General features: G+C 62.5%; 19 protein-coding genes. 1 reads left to right on the forward strand and 18 read right to left on the reverse strand.

Annotation, left to right across the window (positions count from 1 at the left end; translation table 11 throughout):
- Positions 1-75: 75 nt before the first annotated feature.
- The 7 genes from P3T24_RS18435 to P3T24_RS18465 are packed head-to-tail and all read right to left on the reverse strand — an operon-like array spanning position 76 to position 4,630.
- A complete protein-coding gene (locus P3T24_RS18435; protein ID WP_429436949.1) occupies positions 76-1,011 on the reverse strand; it encodes an MBL fold metallo-hydrolase in 936 nt (311 codons plus the stop codon).
- The gene (locus P3T24_RS18440) at positions 1,005-1,484 is read right to left on the reverse strand and encodes a MaoC family dehydratase (protein ID WP_429436666.1); all 480 of its coding nucleotides are present in this window, start codon (positions 1,482-1,484) and stop codon (positions 1,005-1,007) included. The genes P3T24_RS18435 and P3T24_RS18440 overlap by 7 nt, the downstream gene beginning before the upstream one ends.
- Positions 1,481-1,714, reverse strand: a complete 234-nt coding sequence (locus P3T24_RS18445) for a DUF1289 domain-containing protein (RefSeq protein ID WP_429436668.1) — start codon at positions 1,712-1,714, stop codon at positions 1,481-1,483. Before P3T24_RS18445 ends, P3T24_RS18440 begins: the two co-directional genes overlap by 4 nt.
- Positions 1,711-2,232, reverse strand: coding sequence for a YbaK/EbsC family protein (locus P3T24_RS18450; RefSeq protein WP_429436671.1), 522 nt, complete (start codon positions 2,230-2,232; stop codon positions 1,711-1,713). The genes P3T24_RS18445 and P3T24_RS18450 overlap by 4 nt, the downstream gene beginning before the upstream one ends.
- A 25-nt stretch (positions 2,233-2,257) precedes the next feature.
- Positions 2,258-3,184, reverse strand: coding sequence for a hydroxymethylglutaryl-CoA lyase (locus P3T24_RS18455; RefSeq protein ID WP_429436674.1), 927 nt, complete (start codon positions 3,182-3,184; stop codon positions 2,258-2,260).
- Between the two features lie 41 nt (positions 3,185-3,225).
- The gene (locus P3T24_RS18460) at positions 3,226-4,167 is read right to left on the reverse strand and encodes a 2-hydroxyacid dehydrogenase (RefSeq protein ID WP_074263179.1); all 942 of its coding nucleotides are present in this window, start codon (positions 4,165-4,167) and stop codon (positions 3,226-3,228) included.
- Positions 4,168-4,183: 16 nt separating this feature from the next.
- Entirely contained in the window at positions 4,184-4,630 is a 447-nt protein-coding gene (locus P3T24_RS18465) for a VOC family protein (protein ID WP_429436676.1), read from the reverse strand.
- 209 nt (positions 4,631-4,839) lie between these two features.
- Here P3T24_RS18465 and P3T24_RS18470 point away from each other — a divergent pair, with 209 nt between their 5' ends.
- Positions 4,840-5,442 (forward strand): RBBP9/YdeN family alpha/beta hydrolase, encoded by a 603-nt coding sequence (locus P3T24_RS18470; protein WP_429436678.1) that lies wholly within the window; start codon positions 4,840-4,842, stop codon positions 5,440-5,442.
- A 3-nt stretch (positions 5,443-5,445) separates the two neighbouring features.
- Here P3T24_RS18470 and bioB read toward each other — a convergent pair whose 3' ends face one another.
- From bioB to can, 11 genes are all read right to left on the reverse strand, one after another.
- Positions 5,446-6,522, reverse strand: a complete 1,077-nt coding sequence (gene bioB / locus P3T24_RS18475; protein ID WP_074263182.1) for a biotin synthase BioB — start codon at positions 6,520-6,522, stop codon at positions 5,446-5,448.
- Between the two features lie 34 nt (positions 6,523-6,556).
- Complete coding sequence (gene bioD / locus P3T24_RS18480; RefSeq protein ID WP_429436681.1) at positions 6,557-7,276, reverse strand: dethiobiotin synthase; 720 nt, start codon at positions 7,274-7,276, stop codon at positions 6,557-6,559.
- A complete protein-coding gene (bioF, locus tag P3T24_RS18485; protein WP_429436951.1) occupies positions 7,273-8,457 on the reverse strand; it encodes an 8-amino-7-oxononanoate synthase in 1,185 nt (394 codons plus the stop codon). Before bioF ends, bioD begins: the two co-directional genes overlap by 4 nt.
- Positions 8,457-9,839, reverse strand: a complete 1,383-nt coding sequence (bioA, locus tag P3T24_RS18490) for an adenosylmethionine--8-amino-7-oxononanoate transaminase (protein WP_429436684.1) — start codon at positions 9,837-9,839, stop codon at positions 8,457-8,459. The genes bioF and bioA overlap by 1 nt, the downstream gene beginning before the upstream one ends.
- Before the next feature lie 463 nt (positions 9,840-10,302).
- Positions 10,303-10,671, reverse strand: coding sequence for a hypothetical protein (locus tag P3T24_RS18495; protein WP_429436686.1), 369 nt, complete (start codon positions 10,669-10,671; stop codon positions 10,303-10,305).
- A gap of 12 nt (positions 10,672-10,683) precedes the next feature.
- Positions 10,684-11,496, reverse strand: a complete 813-nt coding sequence (locus P3T24_RS18500; protein WP_429436688.1) for a hypothetical protein — start codon at positions 11,494-11,496, stop codon at positions 10,684-10,686.
- 589 nt (positions 11,497-12,085) lie between these two features.
- Positions 12,086-13,378, reverse strand: coding sequence for a dienelactone hydrolase family protein (locus P3T24_RS18505; protein WP_074263184.1), 1,293 nt, complete (start codon positions 13,376-13,378; stop codon positions 12,086-12,088).
- Between the two features lie 616 nt (positions 13,379-13,994).
- Complete coding sequence (locus P3T24_RS18510; RefSeq protein ID WP_429436690.1) at positions 13,995-14,432, reverse strand: YchJ family protein; 438 nt, start codon at positions 14,430-14,432, stop codon at positions 13,995-13,997.
- A 5-nt stretch (positions 14,433-14,437) separates the two neighbouring features.
- Positions 14,438-15,115, reverse strand: coding sequence for an SDR family oxidoreductase (locus P3T24_RS18515; protein ID WP_429436692.1), 678 nt, complete (start codon positions 15,113-15,115; stop codon positions 14,438-14,440).
- A gap of 120 nt (positions 15,116-15,235) precedes the next feature.
- Positions 15,236-16,441 carry an acetyl-CoA C-acetyltransferase gene (locus P3T24_RS18520; RefSeq protein WP_429436695.1) on the reverse strand — a complete coding sequence of 402 codons (1,206 nt, stop codon included), beginning with the start codon at positions 16,439-16,441 and terminating at the stop codon, positions 15,236-15,238.
- Positions 16,434-17,210, reverse strand: a complete 777-nt coding sequence (gene can, locus P3T24_RS18525) for a carbonate dehydratase (protein ID WP_074263188.1) — start codon at positions 17,208-17,210, stop codon at positions 16,434-16,436. The genes P3T24_RS18520 and can overlap by 8 nt, the downstream gene beginning before the upstream one ends.
- Positions 17,211-17,224: the final 14 nt, after the last annotated feature.

Consider the following 17,224-nt stretch of genomic DNA (forward strand, 5'->3'; position numbering starts at 1 on the left):
TTTTTTGCGCGGCGGTTTTTGACGGTTGTTGAGCCGCAGTGCCTACGTTTCGCTGAACGTTCTCTTAGGTGCTGGTCACGCGTTACGTGTGACGGCGCCGCGTGCGACGATACGCTCGCCATCCACCGCCAACGGACCTCCCTGCACTGCCAGTTCTTCGATCAGTCCACGCAAAAGAGCCGGCCATTCGCCGCGCGGTCTGAGCATGGCGGCAGCGGCGCGCATCGTGCTGGCGCTGTCGAGCATGCGTGCGAGCGCATCGAAGGTCATGGTCCGCACTTCGAGCAGCTTGAACACGATCAGCACCTTCAATGCATTCTTCGCGTTGCGCGCCGGATCGGCACGCAACCATGCGACCCGCGAAAACGCCCGCTCCAGCGCCTGCGCAACGTTCGTGAACGGCGCGCCGTGACCCGGGATCACCATGCGGACGTCTAACGTGGCGATGGTTTCCAGCACGGCCTGTTCTTCCGCAAAGCCGCTTTCGCCGTCGAGTTCCGGAAAGATCACGCCGAAACCGTTTTCCCATAGCGCGTCTGCACTGATCAGCAGGCGTTCTTCCGCGCAATAGAGCATCAGCGAGTGTGGATCGTGTCCCGGTGCGCCGAGCACCTCCCAGTCGAGCGCGCCGAGCCTGAGGCGCATGCCGGGCGCGATTGTTTCGGTGAAGGTGAAGCGCTCGCAGGTCTGGCCCGTGCCGCGAAACGTCAGGTGAGCTTCATCCCAGTTGCGCACCGCTTCCGTCTCAGCAGCGGGGATGGCTGTGCGGCATGACCATGCTGCCTGCAGTAACGCGTTGCCGCCGCAGTGGTCGGAGTGCAGATGGGTGTTGACGATCAGATCGAGCGGCCGTTCGCCGAGTGCCGCCTGCACCAGGGCCAGCGTTTGAGTCGCATGAGTCGCGTAACCCGTATCGACGAAGGCGGCGCAGTCATCGTCAACCAGCAGCACGTTGTTCGACGACAACCAGCCGCGCTCGAACACCTGGATCGACGCCGGCAGATTCATGATGGGTTGGACTCCTGAGCGGACTCTGCGGAATCACCCTGCGCGGGTTTCGCCATCACGAGAATCGTCGAGGTGCCGAGCAGCACCGTCTCGCCGCGCTGGTTCACAACCGAGCCGTCGAGTTGCGTCAGGTCGCCGTTCAGGCTCGGCTTCCACCAGGCGTCACGGACGCGCCACGTCATCGTCAACGTGTCCTGCGCATGGACCGCTTTCTTCAGCTTGATATCGAACTCGAGGCCTAGTGGCTGCGCGTACTGCGAAAAATGCGTCGCGAGCATCGCCATGAAATGCGCGGAAGGCTGTGTGCCGGAAGCAATCAGGCCTCCGAAGCGGCTTTGCTCAGCGTAAGCGTCGTCGTGATGCAGCGGGTTCAGATCGTTGACGAGCGTCGCGAACGATTTGACCGAGTCTGGTGACAACGTCAGCGTGCAGCTACAACTCTCCCCAATCGTCACGATGCGCGGCGCCGCATTCATTTCGCAGCCTGCCGGTTTTTCGCCATCCACTGCGCGTGGCGATGATCGAGCGCATCCCATACCGCGCTTTTGGTGACGTCGTCGTAGGTGGACCAGCACGCGATTTCATCGATGGTGCGCAGACATCCTTCGCACCAGCCACTCGCTTCGTCCATCCGGCACACGTTGATGCACGGCGACGGCACGGGTGCGACCGCGTCCTGTTGGTCCACGGTGCCTGCCGTCGTCATTCGGCTTCTCGTAGCGCCACGTCGGCGACCGGCGCGCCGGTCAGAGCGACCAGCTCTTGCGGCGAGAGATTGAAGACCGCATGCGGGTGGCCGGCTGCGGCCCAAAGAGTGTCGAGCGTAAGCAGGTCTGCATCGATCAGCGTAACCGGCGGCGTGGCGTGGCCGATCGGGCAGACGCCGCCAATCGCATAGCCGGTCTTTTCGCGCACGAACTTCGCATCGGCGCGTCCAATCTCGCCGACCCGTGCCGCGACCTTTTTCTCATCGACGCGGTTCGCGCCGCTTGCCACCACCAGCACCGGTGCGTCGTCTTCGCGGCGGCGAAACAGGATCGATTTGGCGATCTGCGCGACCTCGCAACCGAGGCCTGCAGCGGCTTCGGCTGAAGTCTTGCCGGTTTCCGGCAGCATCACGATCTGTCCGGTGTGGCCGCGCTCACGCAGCAGCAATGCGACACGGCGTGCCGAATCCGGCAGCGCGTTGAGATCGTCGGCGTGGGGAGGAACGTTGTCCGTCATAAAGCGCTTTCCAGTGGATGAGAGGTCAAACGCAGGAACCTTGTTCGCTGCGTGCTTTGGCGAGCAAGGCTTTGCCAGCGCGCGAGTTATTCGGCTTGTCGATCGAGGTCGAGATGAAATCGCCGATCGCGACGACCTGAGCGAGATCGATACCGGTCTCGATACCCAGGCCCTGCAGCAAATACAGCACGTCTTCGGTGGCAACGTTACCGGTGGCGCCCTTCGCATACGGGCAACCGCCAAGCCCTGCTACCGATGCGTGAAAAATCTCGATCCCTTCGAGCAGTGCGGCGTAGATGTTCGCGAGTGCCTGGCCGTAGGTGTCGTGGAAATGCCCCGACAGTTGCTCGCGCGGAAACACTTCGGTGACCGCAGCAAAGACTTCGCGCGTGCGTCTGGGCGTGCCCACGCCGATCGTGTCGGCGATATCGATCTCGTCGCAACCGAGCGCCGCAAACCGCTCCACCACGTCGATCACCGACGACACCGGTACCTCGCCCTGATACGGACAGCCAAGCGCGCACGATACGCTGCCGCGAATCCGCACGCCATGCTCCCTGGCGGCCTGTGCAACGGGTTCGAAGCGCGCGATGCTCTCGGCGATGCTGCAGTTGATGTTCCGCTGCGAAAACGCCTCGCTGGCTGCACCGAAGATCACGATTTCGTCGGCGCGTGCCGCGAGAGCGCCTTCGAAGCCGCGCAGATTCGGCGTCAGCACCGAATAGATCGTGCCGGGACGGCGTTCGATGCCGGCCATGACGTCAGCGCCATCGGCCATCTGCGGCACCCACTTGGGCGACACGAAGGAGGCCGACTCGACGTTGCGAAAACCCGCCGCAGACAGGCGGTTGACCAGTTCGATCTTGACCGCGGTGGGAACGAAGTCCTTTTCGTTCTGCAGTCCGTCGCGTGGGCCGACTTCGACGACTTTGACGGCTTGTGGCATGGCCATGATGGGTCTCCTGCCGCACGAGGCGGCGTTGTATCGGGAATTCAGTAGCCGCGATCGATGTCGACGACCCCGCTCACCGGCTCGCCGCGCATCAGCGCGATCATCTTATGCGCGACCTGGGCGACGCTCTCTGCGCGCAAGGTCTGCGCCGAGCTATGCGGGGTGATCGTGATGCGAGGTTCCTGCCAGAACAGATGATCGACGGGCAGCGGTTCCTCGCGGAACACGTCCAGCGTAGCGCCAGCAATCTGACCGTCGGCTAGCGCGTCGAGCAGATCCTGTTCAACCAGATGCGCACCGCGCGCGACGTTGATCAGATAGGCGCCATGCGCGAGCTTCGAGAAGGTGCGCCGGTTCAGCATGTCATGCGTCTCGGGAGTGTGCGGCAGCAGATTCACCAGCACCTTGACGTCACTGAGGAACGCCTCGAACTGCGCCTCGCCAGCAAAAGTCTGCACGCCTTCGATTTGCCGCGCGCTGCGACTATAGCCACGCACAGGCATGCCAAACGGGACCAGCGCGCGGGCCACGTGGGTACCGAGCACACCCAGGCCGAGCACGCCGACGGTGAAGGTGTCGCGCGGATGGGGATCGAGCACTTTCCAGCGGCGTTCCGCTTGCAGCGTTTCATATTCGTCGAAGCGGCGCAGGTAGCGCAGCACGGCATGCGTCACGTATTCGGCCATTTGCGGCGCCATGCCGCCGTCTTCGAGACGAACGAGTTGTGCGGACCGCGGCAGTGTGCCGGGATGCGCGCGCTCGAGTGCGAGAATCGCATCGACGCCCGCGCCGAGATTGAAGATGGCGCGCAGCCCCTTGCGGTCTGCCAGCATCTCGCGCGGCGGCCGCCAGACGACGGCGAAGTCAGCCGGCGCGGTGTCGCCCGGTTGCCATTCACGCAGTTCGGCCTCGGGCAGCGCACGGGTGAAATCGTGTAGCCAGGACGCGGCTTCAGGCTGAGGCGTGTAGAAAAGTATCTTCATGCGATCGGTGCGTGCATCACTTGGCGAACAGGCGGCTGATGTCCTTGAAGGCCTTGAATTCGAGCGCGTTGCCGCAAGGGTCGAGGAAGAACATGGTGGCCTGTTCACCGACTTCGCCTTTGAAACGGATATGCGGCTCGATGATGAACGCGGTGCCGGCTGCCTTGAGCCTGTCTGCGAGTGCGTGCCAGTCGTCCGTGCTTAACACGACGCCGAAATGGCGCACGGGAACGTCATCGCCATCTACAGCATTGACGCCGGCACGGCCGGTTTCATTGGGCGCGAGATGCGCGACAAGTTGATGGCCAAAAAAATCGAAATCGACCCATTGCGGCGAACTGCGTCCTTCCGGACAGCCGAGCAGGTCGCCGTAGAAGGCGCGTGCGTTTTCCAGGCTGGTGACCGGAAACGCCAGATGGAACGGCTGTAGCGCTCGTGGCTGGACAGATGACGCTTGCGACATGGGGCCTCCTCCGTTTTTGGATAGGCTTCATTCTACTTTTTCGAGGCCGATCGCGTGCGGATTGGGCCCAGGCGTCCGGATGGGCGCCCCATGCGTCCCCGGCGCGTGTCCCGGATTGGACGCCCAATAAGCAAATGAGAAAAAGTTGGTTCGTGTCCGCAGGGCCCCGCTCCACAATAGGTTTCCGGATTCCGGCAGCGAGGAGAATCATGCTTTCATGCAGCAAATCGACGTGGCCGCCACGGCTCGTGACTGTACCGGGCCTGCACGGCAGCGAGGGCGCGCATTGGCAGACCTGGCTCGAACGGCAGTTCGCCCCCTCGCTGCGCGTTGAACAGGCGGATTGGGACGCACCGGATCTGGCGGGCTGGGCGCGCTCGGTGCGCGAACTGCTCGCGCGCGAACGCGGGCCGTTCGTGCTGGCGGCGCACAGTTTCGGTTGCCTTGCGGCGGCGCATGCGTTGCAGCAGGCGTCGTATGTGGGCGACGTGGCGGGCGTGCTGTTTGTCGCGCCGGCCAGCCCAGAAAAATTCACCTTCGCTGGCCATTTCGAGGCGCGCCGACTCGGGGTGCCGTCGATCCTGATCGGCAGCGAGACCGATCCATGGATGCCGCTGGCCGGTTCACGCGAGCTGGCGCAGCGGTTTGGCAGCGCGTTTGTGAATCTTGGGGATGCCGGGCATATCAACACGGCAGCAGGGTTTGGGCCGTGGCCGCGGGCGAAGTATTTCGTCGATACGCTCGTGCATTGCGCCGCGCCGCTGAGGTTTCGCGAGGAGCCAGCGGAGGTGGTAGGGCACGCGCTGGTTTGACGCTCAATTCGCAGCGGAAGAATGCCCGTCGCAACCATGTTCGCAGCCGCTCTTGTCCAGCGGCATCTGCTGCGCAGCCTCCGCCCGAATCCCAAGACGCTCAAGCAGCTTGCGATCCGCCTCAGCCTGCGGATTGCTGGTAGTCAACAATTGATCGCCGTAGAAAATCGAATTCGCACCTGCCAGGAAGCACATCGCCTGCAATGCCTCATTCATCTGCTCGCGTCCGGCCGACAAACGCACCATCGCGCGCGGCATCGTGATACGCGCAACGGCGATCGTGCGCACGAATTCGAACGGATCGAGCGCTTCAGTGCCGGTGAGCGGTGTGCCCTCGACCTGCACCAGATTGTTGATCGGCACCGATTCCGGATACGGGTCCATGTTGGCCAGCTGCGTGATCAGGCCCGCACGTTCGCGGCGCGATTCGCCTAGACCCACGATGCCGCCGCAACACACGTTGATACCTGCGTCGCGGACGCGTTCCAGCGTGTCGAGACGGTCCTGATAGGTACGCGTCGAGATGATCTGGCCGTAAAACTCCGGCGACGTATCGAGGTTATGGTTGTAGTAATCGAGACCCGCGTCGCGTAGCCCTTGCGCCTGGTGCGTCTCGAGCATGCCGAGCGTCACGCAGGTTTCGAGGCCCATCGCTTTCACGCCGCGGATCATGTCCTTGATCGGCTCGAGGTGACGGTCCTTCGGATTACGCCAGGCCGCGCCCATGCAGAAGCGCGTCGCGCCGTTGTCTTTGGCAACGCGTGCAGCGGCGAGCACCTCGTCGACCGGCATCAGCTTGTCTGCCTTAAGTCCCGTGTCGTGATGCACCGACTGCGGGCAGTACGCGCAGTCTTCCTCGCAGCCGCCGGTCTTGATGGACAGTAGCGTCGACAGTTGTACGGTGTTCGCATCGAAATGCTCACGGTGCACCTGCTGCGCACGGAACATCAGATCGTTGAACGGCAGTTCGTACAACGCAATGATGTCGGCGACGCGATAGCGTGCGGCCGGTGCCGCTGCGGTGGCGGCGTTGGCAACGGTCGAGTCCGTTTGCGGGCGGTCGAGGTGAAGCTGGGTCATATCGTCAATCCTCATGGATGGAGATGAAGTGGGTTCAGAGCTGCGTTGCACGCAGCGTCTGCAATAGCATGGAGGTGTTGATGGCATCAGCTGCCGCATCGGCCGAAATCGGCTTCAGATGCGGGACGATGCCAAGCAACGGTGTGTCGTACTGGCGATCGAGCCGGCTACGGATCGCGGCAATGTTTTCGTCCGCGAAGCCCATCTCCGGATCGACGCGGTTCGCGACCCAGCCCGCCAGATGCAAGCCGCGCGCGGCGATCGCTTCAGCGGTGAGCAACGCATGGCTGATACAGCCGAGCCGCATGCCGACCACAAGCACGACCGGCAGGTTCAGCGCACAGGCGAGATCCGCTGTGTCCTGCGTATCGGTAAGCGGCACGCGGAACCCGCCGACGCCTTCCACGACCACCACGTCTGCAAGCTGCAGTGCCTGCGCGTGACAATCGACGATGCGGCCGATATCGAGCGTGACGTTTTCCTGAGCGGCGACGATATGCGGTGCGGCCGGCGCTTTCAGAAGATACGGTGTACGAAGGTCTGGAGGAAGAAGCACGCTGGACGCAGCGTCGAGCTGATCAGCGTCTTCGTTGTGCCACACGCCGTCCAACTCGAAGGCACCTGCGGCGATCGGCTTCATCGCGGCGGCGCGCAATCCTTCGCGCGCGAAGCCGCGCAGCAATGCCGCCGAGACCAAGGTCTTGCCGATTTCCGTATCGGTGCCGGTGACGAACAGGGAGCGCGCCGCACTCATGCCGCACCTCTACCAAGCCGCTGCAAGCCTGCTTCAAGGCGATCGAGATCCGCCTGCGAGTGAGCGGCCGACAACGAGACGCGCAGCCGCGACGTGCCGGCCGGCACGGTGGGCGGACGGATCGCTGGCACCCAAAGACCGTTACGCTCGAGCGTGGCGGCGATTTCAAGCGTTGCATCGTTCGCACCGATGATGAGCGGTTGAACGGCAGTGTGTGAATCGACCGGCAACCACGGCGTGGCTTTAAGCATCGCACGGGTGCGTTCGATCAGTTTCTGCAGATGCGCGCGCCGCGCATCGCCTTCATCGCCACTGATGATGCGCAGGCTCGCCGACACAGCATGCGCAGCAGCCGGCACCGAAGCGGTGGTAAAAATATACGGACGTGCCCGCTGCACGAGCCATTCGATGACGGTCTCATGGGCCACGACGAAAGCGCCCGACACTCCGGCGGCTTTGCCGAGCGTGCCGATGGAAATCAGGTTGGGCGAGCGCAGCGCTTCATGAGCGATGGCGCCGCGCCCTTGCGGTCCGAGCACGCCGAAGCCATGTGCATCGTCGAGGACGAGCCACGCGCCGTGCTGCTCCGCGAGTTCGAGCAGACGCGCCAGAGGGGCGACGTCGCCGTCCATGCTGAACACCGTATCGGAGACGATCAGCTTTACGGTCGCGTCCGATGCTTCCAGCATGGCACTCAAGGCTTCGGTGTCGGCGTGCGGATAGACCTGCACGTCAGCGCGCGAAAGCCGCGCGCCATCGATCAACGAGGCGTGATTGAGAGCATCGGAGAAAAGCGTGGTGCCACGCCCCGCGAGCGCGGTAAGCGTGGCGAGATTCGCCATATAGCCAGTGCTGAAGTACAGCGCGCGCGGCGCATCGACAAAGCCCCCGACGAAACCCGCCAGATCGTCCTCGAGTTTGGCGTGTGCACGCGAATGGCCGCCGAGCAGATGCGAGCCACCGCTGCCCGAACCATAGCGCCGCGCGCCTTCAGCGATCGCGGCCACGAGCAGAGGATGCGCGGCGAGGCCGAGATAGTCATTGCTGGCAAAGCCGATCATCTCGCGGCCGTCGACCGTCATGTGTGCGCCACACGGCGTATCGGCGATGCGGCGACGGCGCCGCAGTCCCTGCGCGTCGAGGTCCTGCAGGCCTTGCTGGAGCATGTCGAGCAACGGCATCATACGGCCTCCGCGAACGTGGCGTCGAAGGTCTCAAGGGTTCTGGCGGCGAGCAACGCGAGTTCGTCGTCGCTAAGAATGTACGGAGGCATCAGATATACGGTGGTCGAAATCGGCCGCAATAGCAGTTCGCGCTGCAAGGCGTTCTGGAAGAAGCGGCGTGAGAATGTTTTAGCGTGTTGTGCATTGGTGATCACTGCATCGAACGCGAAGATCGTGCCGCACTGACGCAGATTGCGTACGTGCGGATGTTCAGCAAGCGGTGCGAGCGCCGTACGCAGCGCGACGGATTTCTTTGCGTTGACCGCGAGCACGTCATCGCTGGCGAACAGATCCAGGGTAGCGAGCGCGGCGCGACAGGCGAGAGGATTACCCGTGTACGAATGCGAATGCAGAAAGCCGCGGGCCGTGTCGTCGTCGTAGAAGGCCTGGAAAATTTCATCGCGCGACAGCACGATAGACAGCGGCAGATAGCCGCCGCTGATACCTTTCGACAGACAGAGGAAATCCGGCCAGATGCCGGCCTGTTCGCAGGCGAAGAAGGTGCCGGTGCGACCGCAGCCGACGGCGATTTCATCGGCGATCAGATGCACGCCGTATTGATCGCAGAGCGCCCGCAGACCGGCGATATACGACGGATCGTGCATGGCCATGCCGGCGGCGCACTGCACGAGCGGCTCGATGATCAGCGCGGCGATCTTCGTGCTGCGTGACTCGAACAGGGCGCGCACGCTCTCGAGCGCACGGCGCGCGACATCGGCTGCGGTTTCTCCGGGTTGCGCTTGTCGCGCGTCAGGCGATGCGACGACATGAGCATGACGGATCAGCGGATCGTAGGCATCCTTGAACAGGGCGACATCGGTGACGGCGAGAGCGCCGATGGTCTCGCCGTGATAACTGTTGGCAATGCAGACGAATTCCTGCTTGTCGGCGAAGCCGCGATTGCGCCAGGAGTGGAAGCTCATCTTCAGGGCAATTTCGACGGCCGAGGCGCCATCGGATGCGAAGAATGCGTGCCCGAGGGTATCTTGCGTGAGGGTAGCGAGGCGCTCGGCGAGTTCAATGGCGGGCTCGTGGGTGCAGCCGGCGAGCATGGCGTGTTCGAGCGTATCGAGCTGGTCTTTGAGCGCAGCGTTGATACGGGGGTTAGCGTGACCAAACAGGTTGACCCACCAGGAGCTGATGGCATCGAGATAGCGATGACCGTCGCGGTCATAGAGCCAGGGGCCGGCGCCGCGGGCGATGGGGATGAGCGGCAGGCGCTCGTGGTGCTTCATCTGGGTGCAGGGATGCCAGACGGCGCGCAGGCTGCGGGTGACCCAGTCAGTGGCGTCGTCGGCGCCTTCGGTGCCTTGGATGCCTTCGGTTGCTCGTGTGTTCAAAACTGCTCCGGTACTGTGCGGCGAGGGTGCTCGTTCTCGCTACGCGGTGTGGCTTTTTGCGCTGCGCGCGGCCGGTTTTGGGGGCCGGACGCTTGCTGTTTGGTGCGGGTTGTTTGTTGCCTTGCGGCGGTCGGGGGTGAGATTAGCGCGTTCTTTATGTTCATGCACTACCCTCTGCGCGGGGCTTTTTTGATGCTGCGCGTGCAGTTCGGGGACGTTGTTGGCAGGTTTTATCTGATCTTCACAGATAAGGGTTTTTGCACGTAGATGACGGCGGCAAAGTCATGGGGAGGGGTGGAGAAAAATGTAGTCCGGCGAAGTGGTTTTCGCCTGCGGCGGCCTTTTTCGGAGGGTATGGGGGCGGGCCTGCGGCCCCTTGCTTCGGTGGCAATCCTATGGCGTTGGCCTTTCCGGGCTTTCTCGCCGGTTTGCACCAGGGCCCTCGTCATGCGCGGCCTTTCGCTTATGCGGCCGAAAGCGGCTCTTGAGTCACCGTCACGGTGAGATATTCGATCAGCATTTCTGCGCCAACCGAACTGGAAAACGAGGCGATCTTCTTTTTCGGCCAATCACTGCCCCAAGGGTGCGCCTCCTCTAGTGCCCTGACCGCCGACTTGTGTTCGGGGGAATTGAAGTCATCAAGAATCTTCAATTGATAGACTATGTTCTGTGCGGCGAAGCCATTCGCCAGACAACGCGACGCACCTCGGAATACCAGTTGCGCCCGATCGGCTTTGTCGTCACTGTGCAAGACAACAACAATGGTTTTCATCTCGGCATCGACTGCGATTCCGACGATAAACCAATCGTGAAATGAGGGGTATTGTTGCATCGCGACTTCTCGTTAGGGGTTCCAGAGGCTGAAGGGAACGACGTCATCGCCCGAATCACGTCCGCCAGGTCCCCAATTATGGGCGTGAGGCTGAAGGCCATTGTGAATATGATCAAAATCCAGATCGACTATCGGCCTTCGGTCAACGCCAAATAGACGCATTTGCCCCGAGCCGGGGTTCGTGTACCACCCGGGGTCACCTATATTCGGCGTTTTTGCTATCTCAAAAGAATCGCCCGCCGTTATATCTGCTCCGTACTCGAACGGCTGCGAATCGCGTAGCGGTGTAGCTGTTTCCGCGAGATCGCTTGCGGTGTCGGCCAGTGACGGAGTGGCCGCATTCGAATAGCGGGCGGCAACCGCATTCACCCGGTCCACCATGTCGTTATAGCGCTCAATGTAAGCCGTCGCCGCATCGTAAGCCATTCCATGGCTGGTCATTAACGAGTTGCGAAAACCAGGCAGCTGCTGAGGCTTGGGTGCCGGATTCCCGCCCGCGCCGCCTGTCCGCGATTGTTCGGCAATGAGAACAACACTCTCGCCGCGAATCATGCACTGCAAGGTTTGTATGACCTCAAGGTCAGCGCCATTCTTCGCGAGTCGCTGGTGCCAATGGAAATACGTCCCGAGAAACGAGCGGACTCGTTGGACGAGCGCGGCATCCTTCGCCCATACATCGGCGTATGCGTGTTGCGAAAACTTCTTGCCTTCTTCAACGGCTCGTTTCTGCGCGGCGCTGAGGAAAGTTCGTCCGCTTCCGTAGGCTTCCTTGCTGTACATCACCCAGCGTTGAAACGAGTCCGTTTTCAGTTCTGTTGCGCCCATCGCCTGCCTCGATGCCTGTGACGGCGTAAAGCTATCAGATCAATGGACGCTTATGTTTTTGGGATGTTGGCCGGTCCGGCCCGTTGACCAAGCTTGTGTCCTGTCGAACTATTTTGTGGGCTTTGGTGAGTCACCGCGGGTCGGACTCATCATTTACCGTGATGCCAGTCGGCGGGCGTGGGTCGCACCATGCCGTCATGCTTGTCCGGCCCGCGGTGGAGCCGTACTACGCGCGCAGGCGGTGCGCGAATCTGGCGTTGCCTGGTGTCGGCGAACGAGGTTTCTGGTCACTTGGTCTGACGTGCTGTCCGGCTTCTGGAAGCAGTGTGAGTGTGTACGAGACAGAGCCTGTCGGCGTCACGGCACCGGGCTCGCATGAACCGGCACGGACTCGTATGTACCGAGTCCAGGGCAAATCATTTACAGATAAAGGAGAGGTGGACTGATACGGACTACTGTGTATTCCCGTGAACGAGCGTTCAGGAGAAACAATGCCATGCACAGGGGCGTTACTGATAGACCACTACGAAAGCAATGAAAGGCCCTCACCCCTAAAAGCAATAATTAAACCTCAGAGGCAAAAGAGCCCTCATTCCCGACTAGCCAAGGCCCTCTTATCCTCCCCCTTAACCCCACCGGAGGATGACCCTTGGGCACTAGCCGTCTGCGAAGACCCCCCGTCACTCCAGACAACAGAATCATTCACAGCATAAAGCCGACAAGGCGCCGAACTCTGCTTCTGGCAATTAGCCACAGCAACCGACATCGGATCATCCCCACCCTCAGCCCAGGACCACGCTCCCGAGTCAGAAACAGCAAAAGCCCGGGAAGGATACTGATGCAAGAAATTCCGATACCCATTGCGCCCAGCTTCATCGACAAACGGCACAGCGGTCACCGCATCCAGAGCCGCATACCCGCTAGCCTTAGGCGGCTCCGGATCCGCTACCCGATACTGCACGCCAGTGGGCATCCCCACCCGCGCCAGGAAAGCCTCGACTGCAGGCCACCAGACCCGCACACCATCGCGGTCGCCAACCAGCCGGTGCGCGTCGTTCTTGTAAGCGCCAAAGTCCACCATCTTCGCTTCCGCGCCATGCGCCGAATACGCGGCGTACATGCTCGCAACCAGCGGCGACGACCAGATCGAATCGTTATCGCCATACAGCCACAGCGAAGGCACGTGCGTCTTCTCACCGTACGCGCTAAACGCGTGAGTCAGATTGTCCTGCCAGCCGGTACACGCGTCCTGCCGCAAACCGCCCGAGAAATTGATCAACGCCCGCACGCCCGGCGCGGCCTCGGTGCCGTAGGCGATCGTCGCGAGGCCGCCGTGCGACGTGCCCGCTACCACGATGTGCTGTGCGTCGACATACGGCTGCTTTGACATGTACCCGATCGTCGCGGCTACATCGCCTGCCTGGCCTAAACCGTTACGCTCGACGTCGCAGCCGTCCTGTTCGTACGTGCCGCCCGATTGCGCGAAGCCCTGCCGGTTAGGCGCCACCACCACGTAACCGCGGCGCACGAATTCGCGGGCGAACGGCAGCGGATCGCTACGCGATTGCTGGCGTGGGTCGCCCGGCATCTTGCCGTGGTTGAAGACGATCATCGGGAAGGGGCCCGCACCGTCCGGCTTGTAGATCGTCGTTTCGAGCGTGATCGTGCCGGCGGCGTCCACGGGCACGCGGATGATCTGCTGATTCAGGCTGACGGGGGGCAGGTAAGTATCGTCGTCGAGTGCGATGCGCGGGACTTCGGCGCGTGTGAGCGGCCCGGCAGCCTGCGAATCGGCCAGTGGATCGGCGTGTGCAAACGACACGGCACATCCCGCCCATGTACACAGCATTGCACCGACCGTCAGAAACTCTCTGCAACCCATTCGCAGTACCTGCCTTGAAGTACGTCCTTAAAACCAACATCGCCTGCGACTCTTTTCGTTTCGCTGTCGTTTGCCTTTCGGAAAGATTTGCGGCAACAAAAAGACACTCGCGTGTGTAGCGCGCCTGACGCACGCACGCGGTTCGAGATCGCACGGGATAACCCACCAGCCTGGCCGACGCGACCCCACGCGCCGATGATGAGCAACACACGATGCCACGTGAAACAACGCTCGACGCACGGAGGATCAAGGCGCCAGCGCAGTTTCCGGACATCTGTGCGGGGACGGTTTGGACCGCACCCTCGCACCATGTCGCTGCAAAACCTTCAGAGCGATCCTGGCACGACAAATTGTGTTTGTGCAATTCAGGAGAACCCGCGAGAAAAAATTCGTAGTGCTCGATACGTCGCGGGTGTGTCGAATCCCAACGCGCACAGCGCCGTTCGGGACGACCGGGCGAAATGACCGATGTGGTGGGCTTCCAACAAATTCGCGCTGCCGTTTTAAGGGGCGTATGTGAGGGCGAAATTAATGCGCGCGGGCTACGCACGAGCGGCCCGCTTTAACGCGCTGAAATATTACGGACCCTTACTGCGCGGTGTCTGACGTGGTGGTGCTAGGTATCGCTGAGGTCGCCGTCGACATAGCGCCAGCGGCCATCGTCGCCGCGCAAGAAGCGGCTCAGTTCGTGCAAACGGTGAGCCCGTCCGCCGACCTTGTAACGTGCGACGAATTCGACTTCGGCGTGGTTGTCGTCTTGCGAAGCGAAGTGTTTGATCTGCAGACCTAGCCAGCGCGGCGCGTCGGAGGCGTCGGGATTTGCGTCGAGTTCAGCAGGGCAGGTATGCGGCGCCCACGTGGCGCGCAGATAGTCGTTCGCACCGAGCACGTATGCACTGTAGCGCGAGCGCATCAGTTCGAGCGCGTTGGGGGCGGCCTCGCCGCCGTCGATGAACCGTCCACAGCAAAGCGCGAAGCGCGGCGGTCTGGCGCCGCTGCGCTGATCGGGCGCTGCGCCGCCGCAGGGGCAATCGGTGGGTCGTTGCGTCGTCAAGGATCTCACCAGTCGAGCGAGGTACCGTCGTATTGGAAGAATCGGCCGTTAAACGACTCGTGTGACGCCGCGGCCTGAGCCAGCACCTGACGCATGCCGCTCACGCTGCGCTCGGGATCGATCGCCGCCTGTGCACCACCCATATCGGTGCGTACCCAGCCTGGATGCAACGCGACGCATGCCGCGCGCCGCGTCTGCAATGAGGCGATCTTCAGCGCGTCGTTGAGCGCCGCCTTGCTCACGCGATACAGCCAGCCCGTGGTGCCACTCGCCTCGGTGATGCTGCCCATCTTGCTCGACAGCACCGCGAGGACGCCGTTGGCGTCCTCGACGAGCGGCAGTAGGATCGGAATCAGTTGCATGGGGCCGCGCACATTGGTCGCCATCACCTCGTCGAAGTCCTCGGCGGTGACGGTCTCCACGCCGTCCGTACGCGGACCATAGACGCCCGACACCAGCAATGCCGCATCGAGCCGCTCGCCATCGAGCTTCCAGCCAAGCGCAGCGATCTCGGTGGGCACGGTGATGTCGAGCGAAAACGTCTCCGCGCCGAGCGCTTCAAGTGCCTCGAGCGATGCCTCGTCGCGTGCGGTGGCAAGCACGCGCCAACCAGCCTTTTTGTACTGGTGCGCGAATTCGCGGCCGATGCCGCGCGACGCACCGACGATCAATACTGTTTTCATACGATTACCTCGAGGTACAAAGCGGATCTAAAGCGGGTTCAGGGCGGACCGTATGCTGGACTGGGCGCATGCGCCGTGCCCGCTTTGGGGACGAGAAGGACACAGCGCACCCGCAACGCCTTACACCAGTTCAATCCCCATCGCGGTTGCCTCACCGCCGCCGATGCACAGCGTCGCGACACCGCGCTTCAGGCCGCGGTGCTTCAACGCACCGATCAGGGTGACCAGGATCCGCGCACCCGACGCGCCGATCGGATGACCCAGCGCGCAGGCGCCGCCGTTCACGTTGACCTTCTCGTGCGGCAGACGATGTTCTTTCATCGCGGCCATCGTCACCACGGCGAACGCTTCGTTCACCTCGTACAGGTCCACTTCGTTCGCACTCCAACCGTTCTTCTCGAACAGTTTGCGGATCGCGCCCACCGGCGCGGTAGTGAACTTCGCCGGTTCCTGAGCGAAGGTCGAATGACCGACCACACGCGCGAGCGGCGTGACACCCAGCCGCTTCGCTGTCGATTCACGCATCATCACCAACGCTGCAGCGCCATCCGAGATAGACGACGAGTTCGCGGCCGTCACCGTTCCGGTCTTGCTGAACGCAGGCTTGAGCGTCGCGATTTTCTCGAGGTTCGCCTTGAACGGCTGCTCGTCGCGTTCGATCGTCACGTCGCCCTTGCGGCTCTCTACCTTCACGGGTGCGATTTCCCACGCAAACGAACCGTCTTCGTTGGCCCGCTTTGCGCGCTTGAGCGACTCCACGGCGAAGGCATCTTGCGCCTCACGCGTGAAGTCGAAGGACGCCGCGCATTCCTCGGCGAAGGTGCCCATCAGGCGGCCTTTTTCGTAGGCGTCTTCGAGACCGTCGTAGAACATGTGGTCGATCACCTGGCCGTGGCCCATGCGCATGCCGCCACGCGCCTTCGGCAACAGGTAAGGCGCATTGGTCATGCTTTCCATGCCGCCGGCGACGATCACATCCACCGAGCCCGCGGCCAGCATGTCGTGCGCGAACATGGCCGCGCGCATGCCGGAGCCGCACATCTTGTTCACCGTCGTGCTGCCGGTGGAGAGCGGCAAACCCGCGCCGAGCGCTGCCTGACGAGCGGGCGCCTGGCCGAGACCGGCAGGCAGCACGCAACCCATCACCACTTCGTCGACCTGTCCCGGCTCCAGACCTGCGCGCTTGACGGCCGCTTCGATCGCGATCGCGCCAAGTTGCGGCGCTGTCAGCGTCGCGAAGTCGCCCTGGAACGCCGCCATCGGCGTGCGGGCGACGGAAACGATCACAATCGGATCGGCCTGGTTGTCACGCTTTGTCTCACTCATGTTTTAGCTCCTTGATCACACCTTCGACGACGGCCGGCACCTCGCCGAGCCTGGCCGCGTCGGACGCGACCACGTCGTTGTCTGCCCGATGCGCGCCGCTCGCCGACACGGCCGCGACGCACTTCGAATACGTTTCATCGAGCTCATCCGGCGCGCCGATCATCATGCCGAGATTGCGCACCTTGCCGTCGTGCACGCCATAGGCCCAGCCATGCACGGTGAGTTCCTGGCCGCGCGCCCACGCGTCGTTGACGATGGTCGTGCGGCATACATTGACGACCTGTTCGATCGTGTTCAGCTCCACGAGACGCCGGTGACGCGCTTCGCCCATTGGCCATTCTTCGAGCAGCGTCGCGTGTTTGGTGCGCACATCCTGCACGTGATGCAGCCAGTTGTCAGCCAGACCGACACGCCGGCCGTGCAGTGCGGCGCCCACGCCCGAGCAGCCGTAGTGGCCCACCACCATGATGTGCTTGACCTTCAGCAGATCGACGGCGAACTGGATCACGGAGAGGCAGTTCAGATCGGTGTGCACGACGACGTTCGCAATGTTTCTATGGACGAACACTTCGCCCGGCGGCAGGCCGATGATCTGGTTGGCCGGCACGCGCGAATCCGAGCAGCCGATCCACAGGTATTCAGGCGTCTGCTGGTGGGCAAGGCGCGAGAAATACTCGGGGTCCTCGGCGAGTTGGCGGGCTACCCACTTGTCGTTGTTGTCGAACAGGTGAGAGAGCGGGTTGGGCAGAGAAGAAGCGTTTGCGTTCATGGTGAGTCGAGTCG

Source organism: Paraburkholderia sp. GAS33, assembly GCF_050436645.1.
GTDB classification, from domain to species: Bacteria; Pseudomonadota; Gammaproteobacteria; order Burkholderiales; family Burkholderiaceae; genus Paraburkholderia; species Paraburkholderia phenazinium_B.

What these genes read in the sequence shown, in the direction of transcription:
- P3T24_RS18440 (WP_429436666.1), bottom strand. Translation starts at nt 1,484, where the DNA reads ATGAATGCGGCGCCGCGCATCGTGACGATTGGGGAGAGTTGTAGCTGC.
- P3T24_RS18445 (WP_429436668.1), bottom strand. Translation starts at nt 1,714, where the DNA reads ATGACGACGGCAGGCACCGTGGACCAACAGGACGCGGTCGCACCCGTG.
- P3T24_RS18450 (WP_429436671.1), bottom strand. Translation starts at nt 2,232, where the DNA reads ATGACGGACAACGTTCCTCCCCACGCCGACGATCTCAACGCGCTGCCG.
- P3T24_RS18455 (WP_429436674.1), bottom strand. Translation starts at nt 3,184, where the DNA reads ATGGCCATGCCACAAGCCGTCAAAGTCGTCGAAGTCGGCCCACGCGAC.
- P3T24_RS18460 (WP_074263179.1), bottom strand. Translation starts at nt 4,167, where the DNA reads ATGAAGATACTTTTCTACACGCCTCAGCCTGAAGCCGCGTCCTGGCTA.
- P3T24_RS18465 (WP_429436676.1), bottom strand. Translation starts at nt 4,630, where the DNA reads ATGTCGCAAGCGTCATCTGTCCAGCCACGAGCGCTACAGCCGTTCCAT.
- P3T24_RS18470 (WP_429436678.1), top strand. Translation starts at nt 4,840, where the DNA reads ATGCTTTCATGCAGCAAATCGACGTGGCCGCCACGGCTCGTGACTGTA.
- bioB (WP_074263182.1), bottom strand. Translation starts at nt 6,522, where the DNA reads ATGACCCAGCTTCACCTCGACCGCCCGCAAACGGACTCGACCGTTGCC.
- bioD (WP_429436681.1), bottom strand. Translation starts at nt 7,276, where the DNA reads ATGAGTGCGGCGCGCTCCCTGTTCGTCACCGGCACCGATACGGAAATC.
- bioF (WP_429436951.1), bottom strand. Translation starts at nt 8,457, where the DNA reads ATGCCGTTGCTCGACATGCTCCAGCAAGGCCTGCAGGACCTCGACGCG.
- P3T24_RS18495 (WP_429436686.1), bottom strand. Translation starts at nt 10,671, where the DNA reads ATGCAACAATACCCCTCATTTCACGATTGGTTTATCGTCGGAATCGCA.
- P3T24_RS18500 (WP_429436688.1), bottom strand. Translation starts at nt 11,496, where the DNA reads ATGGGCGCAACAGAACTGAAAACGGACTCGTTTCAACGCTGGGTGATG.
- P3T24_RS18505 (WP_074263184.1), bottom strand. Translation starts at nt 13,378, where the DNA reads ATGGGTTGCAGAGAGTTTCTGACGGTCGGTGCAATGCTGTGTACATGG.
- P3T24_RS18515 (WP_429436692.1), bottom strand. Translation starts at nt 15,115, where the DNA reads ATGAAAACAGTATTGATCGTCGGTGCGTCGCGCGGCATCGGCCGCGAA.
- P3T24_RS18520 (WP_429436695.1), bottom strand. Translation starts at nt 16,441, where the DNA reads ATGAGTGAGACAAAGCGTGACAACCAGGCCGATCCGATTGTGATCGTT.
- can (WP_074263188.1), bottom strand. Translation starts at nt 17,210, where the DNA reads ATGAACGCAAACGCTTCTTCTCTGCCCAACCCGCTCTCTCACCTGTTC.